General features: G+C 72.3%; 16 protein-coding genes and 1 tRNA gene. 6 read left to right on the top strand and 11 right to left on the bottom strand.

Going from position 1 to position 14,940, the window contains the following annotated elements:
- Positions 1–207: 207 nt before the first annotated feature.
- From AB0J42_RS08320 to AB0J42_RS08310, 3 genes are all read right to left on the bottom strand, one after another.
- The gene (locus AB0J42_RS08320) at positions 208–2,694 is read right to left on the bottom strand and encodes a PEP/pyruvate-binding domain-containing protein (protein WP_364290294.1); all 2,487 of its coding nucleotides are present in this window, start codon (positions 2,692–2,694) and stop codon (positions 208–210) included.
- A gap of 162 nt (positions 2,695–2,856) precedes the next feature.
- A complete protein-coding gene (locus tag AB0J42_RS08315) occupies positions 2,857–3,564 on the bottom strand; it encodes a helix-turn-helix domain-containing protein (protein WP_364290292.1) in 708 nt (235 codons plus the stop codon).
- Between the two features lie 291 nt (positions 3,565–3,855).
- Positions 3,856–5,022, bottom strand: coding sequence for a tetratricopeptide repeat protein (locus AB0J42_RS08310; protein ID WP_364290290.1), 1,167 nt, complete (start codon positions 5,020–5,022; stop codon positions 3,856–3,858).
- A 97-nt stretch (positions 5,023–5,119) separates the two neighbouring features.
- Between AB0J42_RS08310 and AB0J42_RS08305 the strand changes: the two genes are divergently transcribed.
- From AB0J42_RS08305 to AB0J42_RS08295, 3 genes are all read left to right on the top strand, one after another.
- Positions 5,120–5,668, top strand: a complete 549-nt coding sequence (locus AB0J42_RS08305; protein ID WP_364290288.1) for a hypothetical protein — start codon at positions 5,120–5,122, stop codon at positions 5,666–5,668.
- A gap of 34 nt (positions 5,669–5,702) precedes the next feature.
- Positions 5,703–6,080, top strand: coding sequence for a hypothetical protein (locus tag AB0J42_RS08300; RefSeq protein ID WP_364290286.1), 378 nt, complete (start codon positions 5,703–5,705; stop codon positions 6,078–6,080).
- Positions 6,081–6,159: 79 nt separating this feature from the next.
- Positions 6,160–6,831: a DUF6766 family protein gene (locus AB0J42_RS08295; protein WP_364290284.1), complete on the top strand. Its 672-nt coding sequence runs from the start codon at positions 6,160–6,162 to the stop codon at positions 6,829–6,831.
- On the opposite strand, the gene AB0J42_RS08290 is transcribed toward AB0J42_RS08295, so the two are convergent.
- Positions 6,765–7,601: a pyridoxal-phosphate dependent enzyme gene (locus AB0J42_RS08290; RefSeq protein ID WP_364290282.1), complete on the bottom strand. Its 837-nt coding sequence runs from the start codon at positions 7,599–7,601 to the stop codon at positions 6,765–6,767. The two genes, AB0J42_RS08295 and AB0J42_RS08290, sit on opposite strands and share 67 nt — an antisense overlap.
- 74 nt (positions 7,602–7,675) lie before the next feature.
- Here AB0J42_RS08290 and galK point away from each other — a divergent pair, with 74 nt between their 5' ends.
- Positions 7,676–8,791 carry a galactokinase gene (galK, locus tag AB0J42_RS08285; protein WP_364290280.1) on the top strand — a complete coding sequence of 372 codons (1,116 nt, stop codon included), beginning with the start codon at positions 7,676–7,678 and terminating at the stop codon, positions 8,789–8,791.
- Between the two features lie 72 nt (positions 8,792–8,863).
- Here the strand turns inward: galK and AB0J42_RS08280 are convergent, their stop codons facing one another.
- Together AB0J42_RS08280 and AB0J42_RS08275 are read right to left on the bottom strand one after the other, a co-directional pair.
- Complete coding sequence (locus tag AB0J42_RS08280) at positions 8,864–9,652, bottom strand: enoyl-CoA hydratase-related protein (RefSeq protein ID WP_364290278.1); 789 nt, start codon at positions 9,650–9,652, stop codon at positions 8,864–8,866.
- A gap of 142 nt (positions 9,653–9,794) precedes the next feature.
- The gene (locus AB0J42_RS08275) at positions 9,795–10,928 is read right to left on the bottom strand and encodes a nitric oxide synthase oxygenase (protein ID WP_364290276.1); all 1,134 of its coding nucleotides are present in this window, start codon (positions 10,926–10,928) and stop codon (positions 9,795–9,797) included.
- 241 nt (positions 10,929–11,169) lie between these two features.
- Here AB0J42_RS08275 and AB0J42_RS08270 point away from each other — a divergent pair, with 241 nt between their 5' ends.
- Entirely contained in the window at positions 11,170–11,682 is a 513-nt protein-coding gene (locus tag AB0J42_RS08270) for a hypothetical protein (protein ID WP_364290274.1), read from the top strand.
- Between the two features lie 18 nt (positions 11,683–11,700).
- Here AB0J42_RS08270 and AB0J42_RS08265 read toward each other — a convergent pair whose 3' ends face one another.
- Both AB0J42_RS08265 and AB0J42_RS08260 read right to left on the bottom strand, forming a co-directional pair.
- Positions 11,701–12,306 carry a hypothetical protein gene (locus AB0J42_RS08265; protein ID WP_364290272.1) on the bottom strand — a complete coding sequence of 202 codons (606 nt, stop codon included), beginning with the start codon at positions 12,304–12,306 and terminating at the stop codon, positions 11,701–11,703.
- Between the two features lie 97 nt (positions 12,307–12,403).
- Positions 12,404–12,475 (bottom strand) — tRNA-Asn (locus tag AB0J42_RS08260).
- 127 nt (positions 12,476–12,602) lie between these two features.
- Here AB0J42_RS08260 and AB0J42_RS08255 point away from each other — a divergent pair.
- Positions 12,603–12,920, top strand: a complete 318-nt coding sequence (locus AB0J42_RS08255) for a YtxH domain-containing protein (RefSeq protein WP_364290270.1) — start codon at positions 12,603–12,605, stop codon at positions 12,918–12,920.
- A gap of 5 nt (positions 12,921–12,925) precedes the next feature.
- On the opposite strand, the gene AB0J42_RS08250 is transcribed toward AB0J42_RS08255, so the two are convergent.
- From AB0J42_RS08250 to AB0J42_RS08240, 3 genes are read right to left on the bottom strand one after another with little or no spacing between them, the layout of a single operon-like run.
- The gene (locus AB0J42_RS08250) at positions 12,926–13,399 is read right to left on the bottom strand and encodes a hypothetical protein (RefSeq protein ID WP_364290268.1); all 474 of its coding nucleotides are present in this window, start codon (positions 13,397–13,399) and stop codon (positions 12,926–12,928) included.
- Positions 13,396–14,670: a hypothetical protein gene (locus AB0J42_RS08245; protein WP_364290266.1), complete on the bottom strand. Its 1,275-nt coding sequence runs from the start codon at positions 14,668–14,670 to the stop codon at positions 13,396–13,398. The genes AB0J42_RS08250 and AB0J42_RS08245 overlap by 4 nt, the downstream gene beginning before the upstream one ends.
- A 32-nt stretch (positions 14,671–14,702) precedes the next feature.
- The gene (locus AB0J42_RS08240; RefSeq protein ID WP_364290264.1) at positions 14,703–14,861 is read right to left on the bottom strand and encodes a hypothetical protein; all 159 of its coding nucleotides are present in this window, start codon (positions 14,859–14,861) and stop codon (positions 14,703–14,705) included.
- Positions 14,862–14,940: the final 79 nt, after the last annotated feature.

Here is a 14,940-nt window from a genome sequence, read left to right as displayed (position 1 = left end):
CGTCAGGCCCGTCGCGGGAGCGCTCCCGCGACGAAACCCCAGGTAAGCCGGGATGCTGTGCCCGGCTCACGTGGCGTTCGGGACGTGTGACAGCGGCGCGTCCAGCCTGCGCCCTTGGATGCGTCGCGGGAGCGCTCCCGCGACGCGCCCAGGGGCCGGCCCAGCGAGCCGGGCACCGCTTCCCGGCACGCGGACGCGAGCCGCGGGTCAGCCGAGCACCTCAACCGTGCCTCGTTCCCCGTCGACGCGGACGCGGTCGCCGTCGCGGAGCCGCATCGTGGCGTTGCCGGTGCCCACCACGGCCGGGATGCCCAGCTCCCGCGCCACGATCGAGGCGTGCGACAGCGGCGCGCCCATGTCCGTGACCACCGCCGCCGCCCGGGGGAAGAGCGGGGTCCAGCCCACGTTGGTCAGCGTCGTCACCAGGATCTCGCCCGGCCGGAGCCGGTCTCCGTCCTCCGGCCTGCCGATCAGCCGGGCGACGCCCTCCACCACGCCCGGGGCGCCGGGGAAACCGGTGACCGTGTCCTCGGGCGGGACGCCGCCGCGCGCGTCGTACAGGTCGGCGCGCCGGTCGGGGTCGGCCGCCCAGCGCACCGGGTCGAAACGGCCGACGATCAGCGCCGGGTAGGCGGGCAGCGCGGCGTAACGCTCGTAGGTGGCCCGCCGGACCGGAACCTCGGCGAGGGGCGCGGTGTCGCCGCGGAGCACCGCGGCGATCTCCTCCCGCTCCAGGAAGAAGAGCGCGTCGCCGTGCCCGGTCAGCTCCCCGGCGCGCAGCACGTACGCGCGGAGCACCCAGAACGCGCGGACCACCTCCGAGCGGGCGGCCTCCCGGTCGCGCACCACGGCGTTCCAGCGCCGCACCCGCCTCCGCATCCCGGCGACCCGGCGCGGGTGACGCCGCGCGAACCGGTCCCAGGCCGCCTCCGCCGCCTCGCGCTGCCGTTCCAGCAGCGTCTCGGGGTCGTCGGGCAGCTCGCGCAGCCCCGCCAGCTGGGCGTCCAGCCAGGCCGGGTCCTCGCCGGGCCGCGGCGCCGAGAGCTCGAACTCGTGCGGGCCCCGATGCCCGTGACGCCGGGCGAACTCCTCTCGGGAGAGCTGGCCCGCGGCGACCCGGCCGAGCCCGACGAGCAGGCCGAGGCTGGCCAGCTCGCCGTCGGCGTTCGCGCCGGTGAGCATGGCCTCGGCGTCCGTCTCGCCCGCCATCTTGGTGAGCCGCACGCGGGTGAGCACCAGCGTCGCGCCGCCCTGCCGACCGGCGGCCTCCAGCGTCCGGCAGGCGGTGACCAGGTACGGCAGGATCTCCCGGTCCGCCAGGCCGGCCAGCTCCGCCGGGTCCGAGATGGCGGCGATCCGGGCGCGCAGCTCCCCAGCCCGCTGTGGCGAGGCGGCCAGGAACGCCCGCATGCCCCTGAGGTTGCGGCGCACCCGCCGGCGCACCTGGACGGCCACCGGCAGCACCCGCCTCAGCAGCTCCCAGCGGGACGCGTCCAGCATCGGCACGTCCAGCCCGGCCGGCACTCTGCCGAACACCTGCTCCAGCGCGCTCCGCCGGCTCCGCAGCCCGAAGGCGCGGGCGACGGAGAACGCGATGCTGAGGTTCATGTAGAACCGGCCGCCGATGTTGCCGACCAGATCGAAGCCGGGGATCGTGGACGCGGACATGGCCTCGGCGATGAACAGCCGCACGAACGACCAGGTGACGGGCGTCATCACGTCGGGAATGGCCTCTCCCAGGTTGCCCGCCGTCCATAGGTAGTCGCCCTTGAGCGAGTCGTTCCACTCCTCGTGCTGCCGCCCCAGCGCGGTGATCGGGCGCGCCTGGAGGATGACGAACGCGCCGTCGCGCCTGGCCCACTCCACGTCCATCGGGGTCCCGTACAGCTTCTCGGCTTGCTGACCGAGCGCGGCGAGCTCGACCGCCTGCCGCTCGTCCAGCACGGGCGCGCGGCGCAGCTCGGCCGGGACCGGCCGCTCGCGCGTGCCGTCGCCGGTGCGTACGGTCATGACGGCCTTGTCCCCGGTACGGGAGCGCGTGACCTTGCCTTCCGAGACCACCACCGTGTCGGGGGTGACGTGGCCGCCGACGACCGCCTCGCCGAGACCCCAGGCGGCGTTGATCACGGTCTCGCCGCGGGCGCCGGTCACGGGGTCGGCGGTGAACAGGACGCCCGCCGCGTCGGCGTCCACCAGCTCCTGCACCACCACGGCGAGCGCCACGTCGGCGTGCGGGACCCGGTTGCGGTCGCGGTAGGCGATGGCGCGGGGGTTCCAGAGTGAGGCCCAGCAGCGCTTGACCGCGTCGAGGAGCGTGTCGCCCCGGACGTTCAGGTACGTGTCCTGCTGTCCGGCGAAGGACAGGTCCGGCAGGTCCTCGGCGGTGGCCGACGAGCGCACCGCCACCGGCACCCCGTCGCCCAGCGCCGCATAGCCGGCCCGGATGTCGTCGGCGAGGTCCGCGGGCAGGTCGTGGGCGGCGAACAGCCCGGCGATGCGCGCGTCATCCCCGGCGGCGGCCGCTTCGAGCATCTCGTCCCGGAAGGCGGCGGTGAACGCCCTGTAGGCGCCGGTGGTGACGACGAACCCGCCGGGCACCGGCATCCCCGCACCCACCAGCCGCGCCAGCGAAGCGCCCTTCCCACCCGCCGTGGCGAGATCCCCGGCGGCGCCGAGCGGCAGCACGGTCTTCATCGCATCTCCTTACCGCGAGGTGAACACAGCGGGACAGCACCCCCGCCGCGGCGTGATCCCCGGCGCCCAGCGGCGGCCCGGTCCTGACCGTGGGCAGGCGTGATCCCCGGTGCCCAGCGGCAGCACGGTCCTGATTGTGGGCAGACCACCCGTCGTGGCGGTTCATCGCGTCTCCTGGCCGAGGGAGCGGGCCAGCCGATGGGCGGCGGTCTCCTCGATCTCGTCGAGGTGGGCGCGGGTGGCGCGGGTGACGTCCTGGCCGGGGGGCGCGCCGGTGCCGAGCGCCCGGGCGGTGGCGTCGGCGACCAGTTCGGCGACGCGTTTGTCCGGCAGTCTCCGGTCCTGCGGCAGCATGCTCTGCGGGATCAGGAACCCGTACACCAGCGCGGTGACGAGGGCGGTCCGCTCGTCGGCGGTGAGGTCGGCGCGGACCGCGCCGAGCCGGGCCAGCTCGTCCAGGTAGCGCCCGAAGGCGGCGTCGGATTCGCTGGTGCCGCGCTCCAGCTTCTGCCGGGTCAGCTTGCCGAGCACCTCCGAGTCGCCGACCACGGCCGCCCGGGTGAGGGGCCGGCGCAGCAGCGCCGCGGTCAGCTCGCCGATCAGTTCCGGCAGCGTGGCCGGCTCCGCCGCACGCACCTCCTCGACCAGGCGCACCCGGTCGCGCCGGAGCAGCGCGGTGAAGAGCGCGTCGCGGGTCTTCCAGTGCAGGTAGATCGTGCCCTTGGCGACGCCGGCTGCACGGGCCACGTCCTCGACCGTCGTCTTGTCGTAGCCCCAGCGCAGGATCAGCTCGGCGGCGGCGTCCAGGATCCGGTGCGCCCGCTCCAGATGGCGGGCCGGATCCTGTGGAGGTCGTCCTGGCCTGGCCATCCACCCCCCTTTTAGATATTTGACCAGATAATCATATTTGGTCATTTAATTCTAGGGGGGTTCGGCACGGACCGAACGGTCACTGGGTGGGCGGGTAGGCGACGACCGGGAAGAACGTCCGGGAGCGCTATCACACCGCCAGCGTGGACTCGGGGGGTGGCCGGTGTCTCTCCTGCCCGGTCGTGGCTGTGACGTTCGGGCGGGAGGGTCGGGGCCGTGGCCCGTCAGACCCGCCGAGTACATGTCGTGATCAAGCTGGGCGAGAGCACCGGACACGCCGGTGACGTGGCCTCACCCGAGGCCGCCGGTGCGCAGCCGGTCCGGCCCCTCGCCGGCATCCCGCAGCGTCTCTTTCCCGGCAGGACCGGACGGCCGCCGCCGGGCGTCCTGGTCCAGCAGGAGCGTCGCCTTGAAGGCCGCGTCGGGGTCGGGGTTCCGCGCCGCCAGGTACACCAGATCCATGATCTCCTCGTACGCTTCGGCGTGCCGTTCGAGCAGCATGGCCAGGAGCGTCACCGACACCGAGGCCCACTCCGTCTCCCCGGCGGTGAGCACGGCGCGCAGCGCGGCCAGCGCCTCGGTCACCTCGCCCGCCTCGGTGTGCAGCTGGGCCAGGCAGGCCTGCGCCTCCAGGGCGTACTCGGGCCGCCCGCCGGCGATCACCCGGCGGAAGATCGCCTTGGTCTCGTCCACGTCGCCGAGCTGGCCGATGACCTTGGCCTGCTCCAGCAGCGCGGGCAGCCGGATCTCGGGCCGCGGGTCCTCGGCGGCGCGCGCGTAGGCGGCGACCGCGCCGTCGTACTCGCCGAGGTCCGTCAGGGCCGCGCCGAGCAGCCGGTACGTCAGGGTCAGGTGCCTGGGGTGACCGGCGGCGACGGCGTGCTCGCAGACCGCGCGGGCCTCCTCGTACCGGGCCTCGTCCGCGTACCGCCGATAGAGCCGGAACGCCGTGAGCGACACCGCCTCGGGGTCGCGCACGGCGAGCAGGTCGTCCACCGGGGGGAGGTCCGGCAGCCGGAGCCGGGCCGCCAGCTCGGCCACGGCGGGGCTGTCGGAGCGGCGCGCCCGCTCCAGCGCCTCCCCGGCGCCCGCCGCGTCGCCCAGCTCGGTACGGACCAGCACCAGCGCGGTGTCGGCGAGCGCGGCCACCTCGAAGTCGGCCCCGTCGGCCGCGATGGACAGCACCCGGTGCGCCGCGGCCCACTCCCGGGCCTCGATCAGCATCATGCCCATGGCCATCGCCGAGCGCTGCCCGTACACGGGGTCGCCCGACCGGATCACCGACCGGTGCGCCGCCTCGGCCCCGTCCAGGTCGCCCTGCTCCTCCAGCAGGCTCGCCAGCAGGTGGGCGGCCTGGGCGTCCCCGGCCGCCGCCGCTTCCCGGAACAGCGCGGCGGCCCCTTCGAGGTCTCCCGCCTCCCAGCGGTCCATGGCCGATCCGAGCCGCCCTGACGTCATATCCCGCTCCCTGGTCGCCCCCTGAAGTGAAAAAGCTACACATCTGCCCCTGTGGTCACTCGCCATTCGCCGATACTCGGGGCCGTACCGTAGGGGCATGGGCAAGGCGTTCTGGATCGACCAGGAGTTCGACAGGGACCGCGACGGCCGCTTCGCGATGCACGTGCGCAAGAACCTCGACGCGTTCGAGTGGGGCGACATCGCGCCGGTCCGGTTCGCGTGCGCGGCCTGGGAGCTGGCCACGCCGCCGTCGCTCTCGCCCGGCTACGTGCGCTGGGACCGGCGGGTGCTGGAGGCGTCCTGCGTCCGCAACACCTGGGACGGCTCGCTGACCGCGCGCGTCCGGCTGGCCTCGCCGCTGCCCGCCGAGCTGACCCGCTCGCGCGCCTGGTGGCGTGACCGCGGCTGGCTCGGCTGGCAGGAGACCTTCGGCCAGTACGTCGAGCCGAGCCAGCAGGACCTGGCCCGCAACCCGTTCCTGCGGGCGAGCCTGCTGGTGGAGGCGCCGGTGCCGCTCGGCGACCTGCCGCCGGAGCCCGAGGGGCCGCACGACGAGGTGGAGCAGAGCGCCCAGCGGGCCGTGACGGTGCTGGCCCGCGAGCTGGACGCGCTGGTCGCGCCCATCCTGGAGCAGCTCGGCCCCTGAGCATGCCGGATGACCGTCCGGGTAGCGGAGGCGCATGAGACTCCTCGCGGGTGTGCTGCTCACTGCTCTCGCGGCGGGCTGCGCCGCCGACACGGCCGGGGCCGCGCGGGCCGCGGAGCGCTTCACGGCCGCGCTCGCCGCCGGTCAGGCGGAGGTCGCCTGCGGCCTGCTCGCCCGTAAGACGGCCGAGAAGCTGCCCGGCCCCGGCCAGTCGTGCGCCGCCGCGCTGCGCGAGCTGCGGCTGCGGGCGGGCGGCCCCGTCACCGAGGTGAGCGTCTGGGGCGACGAGGCGCAGGTGCGGCTGGAGGACGACACCCTGTTCCTGCGCCACTTCGGCGACGGCTGGCGGGTCGTGGCGGCGGGCTGCGTGCCGGTCCGCGATCTGCCGTACGAGTGCGAGGTCGAGAGCTGATGAGGGTGATGTTCACGCTGACGTTGCTCGTCATCGCGTCCGGCCTGGTCTTCGTCTACGCCATCGGATGGTCGCACCTGTGAGGCGGTTCAAGGACAATGCGCTGTCTCTGGTCTTCCTCGTCATGTTCCTGCTGAGCCTGGCCGGGCAGGCGCTGGCCGGGATGCTGGACTACAACGAGCGGCAGCTCGTGCGCGGCGGCGATCCGGTCTCCTTCGGGCGGTACGTGTTCTCGTCCGACTACGCGGCGAACGTGGCCGAGAACTGGCAGTCGGAGTACCTGCAGTTCTTCCTGTTCATCATGGTCACCGTCTGGGTGGTGCAGCGCGGCTCGCCGGAGTCGAAGGAGCCGGGCCAGGAGGGGGCCGAGTCCGACGAGCGGCAGCTGGTCGGCCGGCACGCGGCGCCTGACTCGCCCGCCTGTGCCCGGGCGAAGGGGGCCCGCCTGTGGCTCTTCAGCAACTCGCTCGGCCTGGTGATGGGGCTGATCTTCCTGCTGTCGTGGGGTGCGCAGTCGGTGGCGGGGCAGTCGTCGTACAACTCGGAGCGGCTGGCCGACCTGCGCGACCCCGTCGGCTGGGGCGCGTACGTGACCTCGCCCGACTTCTGGAACCGCAGCCTGCAGAACTGGCAGTCGGAGCTGCTGGCCGTGCTGTCGATGGTGGTGCTCTCGATCTACCTGCGTCAGCGCGGCTCGCCCGAGTCGAAGCCGGTCGGCGCGCCCCACTCGGCCACCGGGGTCCAGGGCTGACCGGTGATCACGGCCACCACGCGGGTGCCGGCCGCGAACGCGCCGCGGCGGGCCAGGTCGACGATCCCGAGCAGCATCTTGGCCACGTACAGCCGCTCCACGCCGTGCTCGGCGGCGAACGCGTCGAGCTCCGGGGTGGTGCGCGCGTATCCGCCGAAGTGGTGGTCGAGGTCGATCGACCAGTTGTCCAGGACGCGCCCGCACGCCTCGCGCTGCAGCCTGGCCACCTCGCCGGCGAGGAACCCGGCCCCCTTCAGCACCGCGAACCCGAGGGCCCGCTTGCCCGGAGGCAGCCCGGCCGCTATCCCCGCGAGCGTGCCGCCGGTGCCGACCGGGCAGCAGACGACGTCGTACGGAACGTCTATGCAGGCGGGCAGCTCGGCGCAGCCGCGCACGGCGGCGGCGTTGCTGCCGCCCTCGGGCAGGATCGTCACCTCGCCCCAGCGCTCGCGGAGCCGCGCCAGCACCTCGGGCGTGTGCTTGCGCCGGTAGGAGCCGCGGTCGAGGTAGTCGAGGCGCATCCCGCAGGCGGCGGCGTAGGCCAGCGAGGGGTTGAGCGGCAGGCGCTCCTCGCCGCGGATCACGCCGATGGTCTCGAAGCCGTGGCGGCGCCCGGCGGCGGCCACGGCCCTGATGTGGTTGGAGTAGGCGCCGCCGAAGGTGAGGACACGCGGGTGGCCGAGGTTGTAGCGGAGCTTGCGCGCCTTGTTGTCGTCGGGCATGAGGAAGACCCGCACCGCGCCGAGCGCGGGATGGCGCAGCTCCTCCATCACCGTCCTGTGTGCCCCTCGTGCCGTCCGTGGCGCTAGTCTACGGTCGGGTCCTTGTTGAAGGGTGTTCGATTATGCGCGTTGTTGAAGCTTTCCGTGCCGCGTTCGGCGCCGATCCGGCCACCGTCTGGCGCGCGCCCGGCCGGGTCAACCTGATCGGCGAGCACACCGACTACAACGACGGCTTCGTGCTGCCGTTCGCGGTCCCGTGGGGCGTCACGGCGGCGGTCAGCCCGCGCGACGACCAGACGATCCGCCTGCTGTCGCTCCAGGCGCCCTCCCCCGAGCCCGTCGTCCTCGCCTCCCGCGACGAGGCCCAGGGCTGGACCCGCTACGCCGTCGGCGTCCTCGCCGTGCTCGGCGACCGCGTGCGCGGCGCCGACATCGCCCTCGACGGCGACGTCCCCCAGGGCGCCGGGCTCAGCTCCAGCGCCGCCCTGGAGGTCTCGGTGGCCTCCGCGCTGAACGAGCTGCACGACCTCGGCATGAGCCCCATGGAGGTGGCGCTGCTCAGCCAGCGGGCCGAGAACGAGTTCGTCGGCATGCCGTGCGGCATCATGGACCAGGCCGCATCGGCGCTCTGCCGGGAAGGCCACGCGCTCTTCCTCGACTGCCGCACGCTCGGCTCCCGCAACGTCCCGCTCGACCTGGCCGCCGACGGGCTGCGCATCCTGATCATCGACACCCGGGTGCACCACGAGCACGCCGGCGGCGAGTACGCCAAGCGGCGCGCCGAGTGCGAGTCCGCCGCCCGCACCCTCGGCGTCGAGGCACTGCGGGACGTCACCGACCTCGGCGCGGCGCTCGCCCGGCTGCAGGGGGACGAGCGCAAGCGGGTCGAGCACGTGGTGACCGAGAGCCACCGGGTGGAGGCGGTCGTGGGCCTGCTCCGCGCCGGCCATCCGGCGGAGATCGGCGCCCTGATGAACGCCTCCCACCTGTCGCTGCGGGACAAGTACGAGGTGTCCTCGCCGGAGCTCGACGTCGCGGTGGAGGCGGCCGTCCGCGGCGGGGCCCGGGGGGCGCGCATGACCGGCGGCGGCTTCGGCGGCGCCGCCATCGCCCTGGTGGCCGAGGACCGGCTGGACGCGGTCCGTCAGCAGGTCACGTCGTCCTTCGCCGAGCGCTCCTGGCAGGAGCCCCGCTTCCTCCCGGCCACCCCGGCCGCCGGGGCGCACCGCCTCAGCTGACGCCTTTCCCGGGGCGCCTCAGCTGACGCCCTTCCCTAGGCCACCTCACCTGACATCCCTCTCAAGGGCGCCTCAGCTGACGTCCTTCCCAAGGGCGGGGAAGTCGGGGTCGCGGCGCTCCACGAAGCTGGCCACGCCCTCGGCGAAGTCCGGCCGCCGGAACGAGGTCAGCATCTCCCGCGTCGCTCGTTCGTACGACTCGTCGAGCGTCGCCGCCCAGTCCCCCCAGACCTGCCGCTTGATCACCGCCATCGACGCGGGCGAGCTGTAGGCGGCCAGCTCCCCCGCATACGCCCGCGCCTCCGCCAGCAGCCGCTCCCCCGGCACCGCCCGCAGGGCCAGCCCCATCTCGTACGCCTCGCGCCCGCTGAAGGTGCGGCCCGACAGCAGCACGTCCATCGCCCGCTGCTGCCCCATGACGCGCGGCAGCACCCACCCCAGCCCGTACTCGGCGATCAGCCCGCGGCGCGCGAAGGCGGTCGTCCACTTGGCCTCCTCGGCGGTGAACACCAGGTCGCACATGAGCGCGTGCACCATGCCGAGCCCCGCGCAGGCGCCGTTCACCGCCGCGATCACCGGCTTGCCGATCGTAAGGGGGAAGGTGTTGGGCCTCGGGTCCGGCTCCGCCTCGTACGCGCCCTGCTGGATGGCGCCCAGCGTCTCGAAGTCCGCCCCCGCGCAGAAGCCCCGGCCGGCGCCCGTCACGACGACGGCCCGTACCCGCCGATCCTCCTCCGCCTCCGCCAGCAGGTCGAAGTAGCGCCGGCCGAGGGCGTCGGTCCAGGCGTTGAGCCGGTCCGGGCGGTTGAAGGTGAGGGTGAGCACGCCCCGGTCGAGCGAGGAGAGTACGAGTTCTGCCATGCGCCAACCGAACCATGTTCTAGATGACCGCGCAACGCCCTCCAGCGGCGCGCCACGGAGCTGAATGCCGCGCCGCGCAACGCCCCTCCAGTGGCACGCCACGAAGCTCGGCGTGAGACAGACGTCGTGCCGTCCAACCCCCTCAGTGACGCGGCACGAAGTTCGGCATGAGCTGGATCTCGTCGTAGTAGCGGTGGAACACCGGGGTGGCCCCGCCCGAGATCGGCGGCACGATCCACGACCAGTCGGCCGGGCAGACCCGCCCCGCCTTCTCCTCCTTGGCCAGGTGGGTGAGGAACCGCCGCGACTCGGTGTGATGGTCGGTCACCGTCACCCCGGCCTTCTCGAACGAGTGCAGCACGGCCACGTTCAGCTCCACCAGCGCGTGGTCGCGCCAGAGGGACCGCTCGGTCGAGACGTCCAGCCCCAGCCGCTCGGCCACCACGGGAAGCTGGTCGTAGCGGTCGGTGTCGGCCAGGTTCCGGGCGCCGATCTCGGCCCCCATGTACCAGCCGTTGAAGGGCGCGCACGGGTAGCAGATCCCGCCGATCTCCAGACACATCCCGGAGATCGCGGGCACCGCGTGCCACCGCAGCCCCAGCTCGGCGAACCACGGGAACTCCGGATGCTCGATCGGCACCTCCAGCACCACGTCGCCCGGCAGGTTGCACAGCAGCGGCTCCCCCGCCCCCGGCTGGATCACCAGCGGCAGCACGTCGAACCTGCCCTCCCCGCCGCGCCAGCCCAGCGACCGGGCCAGCGCGGTGATGGCGGTGTTCCGCGGATCCCCGACGACGGACCCGTCCGGGCAGCGGTGCCCGGCGTAGCGGATGAGCTGCTCGTTCAGCACCCGGGGCGCCGGCCGGGCGGGCCGGTCGGGCGGGAACACGGTGATGACCGGCCTGATCTTGCCGCCGTTGGTGGCCTCCCGCAGGTGCTCCACGCACTCCAGGGCCACCCCCTCGGCGCTCGTCGTGCTCCGGCGGTCACGCACCTTCAGCGACTTCCAGTACAGGCGGCCGATGCAGCGGTTGCTGTTGCGCCACGCCACCCGGGCGCCGAACTCCAGCTCCTCGTAGGTGTGCGTGTACGAGCCACGCCGGGAGATCTCCTTGGCCACGTCCCGCAGCCGCGCGGCCATCCCGCCGGCCTTCGGGTTCTCGGCGTGGAAGAGCCTGACGAAGCGCTCCGCCTCGCGGTAGTCGGTGGTGCGCTCGATGAGGCCCGGGACGGGCAGGGCATCGAAGGGTCTGAGCGTTCTGATCCAGGTAGGCACGCAGGTAACCAGCACTTTTCCGGTCACGGATCGCCCCACCGGTTCCGGGCCGGCGGCACGTCCTGGTGGCGGCGCCCCTTTCCACACCGCCATGACGGCTTGTCCGCAGCAGCCCCATCTTGGTCTGCCGAGGGTGCCCCTGTCCGGCAAAACGGGAAACTGTGTGACGTTCTGACTACAACCGGTGAGTTTCCTGATTTCCCCTGGCCGGCTCCACGAGAAACCTGAACAATCATCCATCGTGCTAGGGATCTCCGGCTTCTCCCCCACCTTCCTCGTCGGGCTTGAGGCCGTCCGCGACACCCACGGACCAAGGCTCGCCACGCTGCCCGGCCGCCGGCTGACGTCCTTCGCGATCGTCCGTTTCGCCGAGGACGGGGAGTGGTTCGCCGACTGCCCCGTCATCCTGGACTTCGACGGCGTCCGGGTCGAGATCTGCCACTGGAAACTCGACGAACTGTCGATCGGCTGGAACACCATCGACACATCCGCACCGATCACCGACTGGGAGTGGTACGAGCTGACGCCGGTATGGTCCGGCGACGACGAGCGGCTGGAGGCGTTCGCCGGCCAGGAGCTCCGCGAGGTCGCCCTGCTGGAGTGGCGTCCGTCATGCTATGACCTGGCGTACGGCACCGTCGCGGTGGAGTTCGTCTTCGACACGGGCGGCTTTCTCATCGCCAACGCCCTCGACGAGAACGGCATCGAACTCGGCACCCCTCATCCGGAGTTCGCGCGCCACCGCCTGGCCTGAAACACGGCGGCCGACTTCTTAGCCGAGCACCATTCGCCGCTCGAAGGGTTCCCAGTGGACAGCGATGAGCCCGCCGTACTTCCTGGCCAACCTGCGACGCAGATCCTGGTCGAACGCGTTCACTCCGAGAACCACCCGATTGAGTTCCGGCGCGATTCTCAGGCTCAGAGAAGCCTCCGTCTCCTCCACCGGCCCGCTCGCCACGTCTGTCAAGGTCTCCAGCTCTGCGCGGCTGTTCTCCACCAGTCTCAGCCGAGGCACGATCCTGAAGCGGACGTTTTTCCCGTTCTCCCAGTACGCCCCGGAGATCGGCGGTGCGGCCAGTTCGCGTCCGCGCGGGGTGACGTAGGGCACGACGAGCCGGTACGGCGCATGCAGGATGTACGGCGGAGCAAGATCGTGCGGGTAGGCCTCCGCCCGACGCTGAGCGATCTCCAGAGCGCGATTGAACGGTTCGACGCCCTCGTAGGACCTGAGCAGCACAGGATTGACCGGCATGACGTAGACCTCAACCGCGTCCTTGGTCGCAGGCTGCACGATGATCCGCCCGTCTCCTGGCAAGAACGTGGGCGCGGCTACGACACCGTAAAGGGCGCAAAGCGTGAAGATCAGCCGTAATCGCATACGGGCAGAGTGTACGCACCGGCCAGCCTGAAACACGGTAGGCCCGGGAACGACTCAGGCCCCCTCACCTGCTGATGGTGAGGGGGCCTGGTGGCAGCTCCCGCGATTGGACTCGAACCAATAACCTGCCGGTTAACAGCCGGCTGCTCTGCCGTTGAGCTACGCGGGATCGGGTGATCCACGCTGACCAGAGGGCCTTTGGGGGCCGCTCCGTCGGGCGCAGGAATAGATTAGCGCACTCCTGGAGTGCGTGTCGCATCGTGATGCGGGTAGTGCCGTCAGAGCGGAGGTGCAAGATGCGTTATCGAATGCCATTCGTCATGGGACTGGCCGTCGGGTACGTGCTCGGCAGCAGGGCCGGACGTGAGCGGTACGAGCAGATCAAACGGACGGCCCAGCGTGTCGCCGACAACCCCAGGGTGCAGGAGGCCGCGGGGGTGGTGGGCGCGAAGGCCGCGAAGATGGGTGAGACGGCCCGGTCGAAGATGAGCGGGTCGATGCAGGACAAGATGCCGTTCGGCAAGAAGACCCGTGAGGAGCCCGGAACCGGGTGGCCGGAGGAGAAGAAGGTCGCCGAGACGACCACGGCCGACCGCACGGGTATCCCTTACTGACGGCGTCACACGCCCATACTGCGGCGCATCCCTTCGAGTGCCTGCTCGGCCTGGGCGCGCAACCCCGGGTCGTCCGGGTCGAGGCCTTCGTCGAAGACGAGAGTCCAGCCGACGACCTCGCCGGCCGGCCGCCGTCTGGCCACCAGGCGCACGCCGCCGCGGCCGGGCAGGTGCACGTGTTTGTTGACGATGATGGTGGCGTTGACGCGTTCGCGCAGGGTCTCGGGCAGCAGCCGCGGCTCCGGGACCCTGACCTCGTGGCGGTCGCCGCCGGTGAGGACCAGCCGGAGCCCGTCTTCGTCCCACGACGCCTTGTCGATCGTCTCGTACGGGATTCGCGTGCCGTCGGGAAGGAACAGCGCGAGCGTGGTCGCGACGAGGTGGCCGTCGTCTGACGAGGTGAAGGCGAGCACCCGCTCCCCCGGCTCGGTGGCCAGGGACGCGCGCACGCCGGCGGGCAGGCGTCGGAAGAGCTTCACCTCTCCACCGTATCCGCGAGCAGATCCAGGGTGAGCGCCGCGCTCCAGGAGAAGTCGCGGCAGCCGCGCCCGCTGCCGTCGAACGGGTCGAAGCACTCGCGGAACCCGGCCTGCCTGACGAGGCGGAGGGTGCCGTTGGTGAGCTGCCTGCCGAGGGATTCCAGGCCGTGCACGGCGGCGGCGTGGCGGAGCAGCCAGTTGGTGTTCACCCAGGAGGGGCCGCGCCAGTAGCGGGTGCGGTCGAACTGGGCGGCGCGGATCTCGCAGCTCGGCACCGGGTAGCCGGTGGCGCCCATGAACCGGGCCGACTCGAGTGTCTCGACGGCGGCGGCGAGGTGCTGGGCGGGCAGCCCGGGGTCGAGCAGCGGCCCGAACCCGCCGATGGTGTGGATCCGGACGAGTTCGCCGGCGCGCAGGTCGCGGGCGTAGAAGCCGTCGTCCCAGAGCCGGTCGAGCAGGGCGCTCCTGATGCGTTCGGCCTGTTCCGCGTAGGGGACGGGGTCGGCTCCGGCGACCGGGGCGAGTTCGGCCATGGCCTGGCTGGAGGCGAGCCAGATGCCGTTGAACATCGGGTCCTCGATGGCGAACGGGTGTTCGTCGCGCAGGTATTCGGCGCGGTAGCCCGCGTCGCGGTAGCGCAGCGCCAGCCAGACGTACCGGTCGTGGTCGCTGTCGGGGTGCCGTTCCTCCAGGCAGGCGTCGCGGTAGCCGTAGCGGATCTCGGGGAGGGCGGCGAGCGCGGCGTCCCAGGCGGGGCTGTCGTCCATGCCGGATTCCCAGGGGTGGACGATGGCGGCCAGCCCGGCGCCGCCGAGGTCGCGGTCGCGGGCCAGGTAGGCGTGCTGGGCGGCGAGCGCCGGGAAGGCCCGCCTGACGAAGGCGGCGTCGCCGGTGTGGCGGTAGAGCCACCACAGCGCCAGCCCGTGCAGCGGGGGCGCGGTCAGTCCTGAGGTGCGGACCCGCGGCGCCAGAGGGTGGTCCTGGGAGCGCCAAACGTCCGGGCCGGGGAAGTACGCCTCGGGCGTGTGGAAGACGATGTGCGGGAGCATGCCCGTGGCCCACTGCCCGTCGAGCAGGCTGAGCAGCTCGGCGCGGGCCCGGCCGGGCCGGTGGCGGGCCAGGCCGATGGCGACGAACGCCGAGTCCCAGCTCCACTGGTGCGGATAGAGGCCGGGCGCGGGCACGGTCGCGCACCCCGTCCAGTTCGCCTCGAGCACGGCAAGTGCCTCGCGCCCGAGCGCGGCGTCGTCGACCGCGGGCCGCGCTGTCATTCACCCACTATGCGCCGCCAAGTCCGATCACGCTACGTTCTACCCACCGCCTTCGTCAGCAGCATGACGCCGAGCACCACGGCGCCGATGACGAGGGTCCACTTGACCAGAGTGAAGAAGAGGCCGACGAGCGGCCCGATGAGGAAGAGGGCCGCGACGACGGCCGCGAGGATCAGCAGAATTCGTCCCATGACCTGACCGTACGAGACGATTTAAGCCAATTGCAGGTAAGACAGGGTTCAATCAGGGACAAGTCAGGGTCCCCCCTAG

It is taken from the genome of Nonomuraea sp. NPDC049649, from assembly GCF_040675175.1.
Taxonomy (GTDB): Bacteria; Actinomycetota; Actinomycetes; order Streptosporangiales; family Streptosporangiaceae; genus Nonomuraea.
This window is presented reverse-complemented; position numbering and strand designations above follow the sequence as displayed.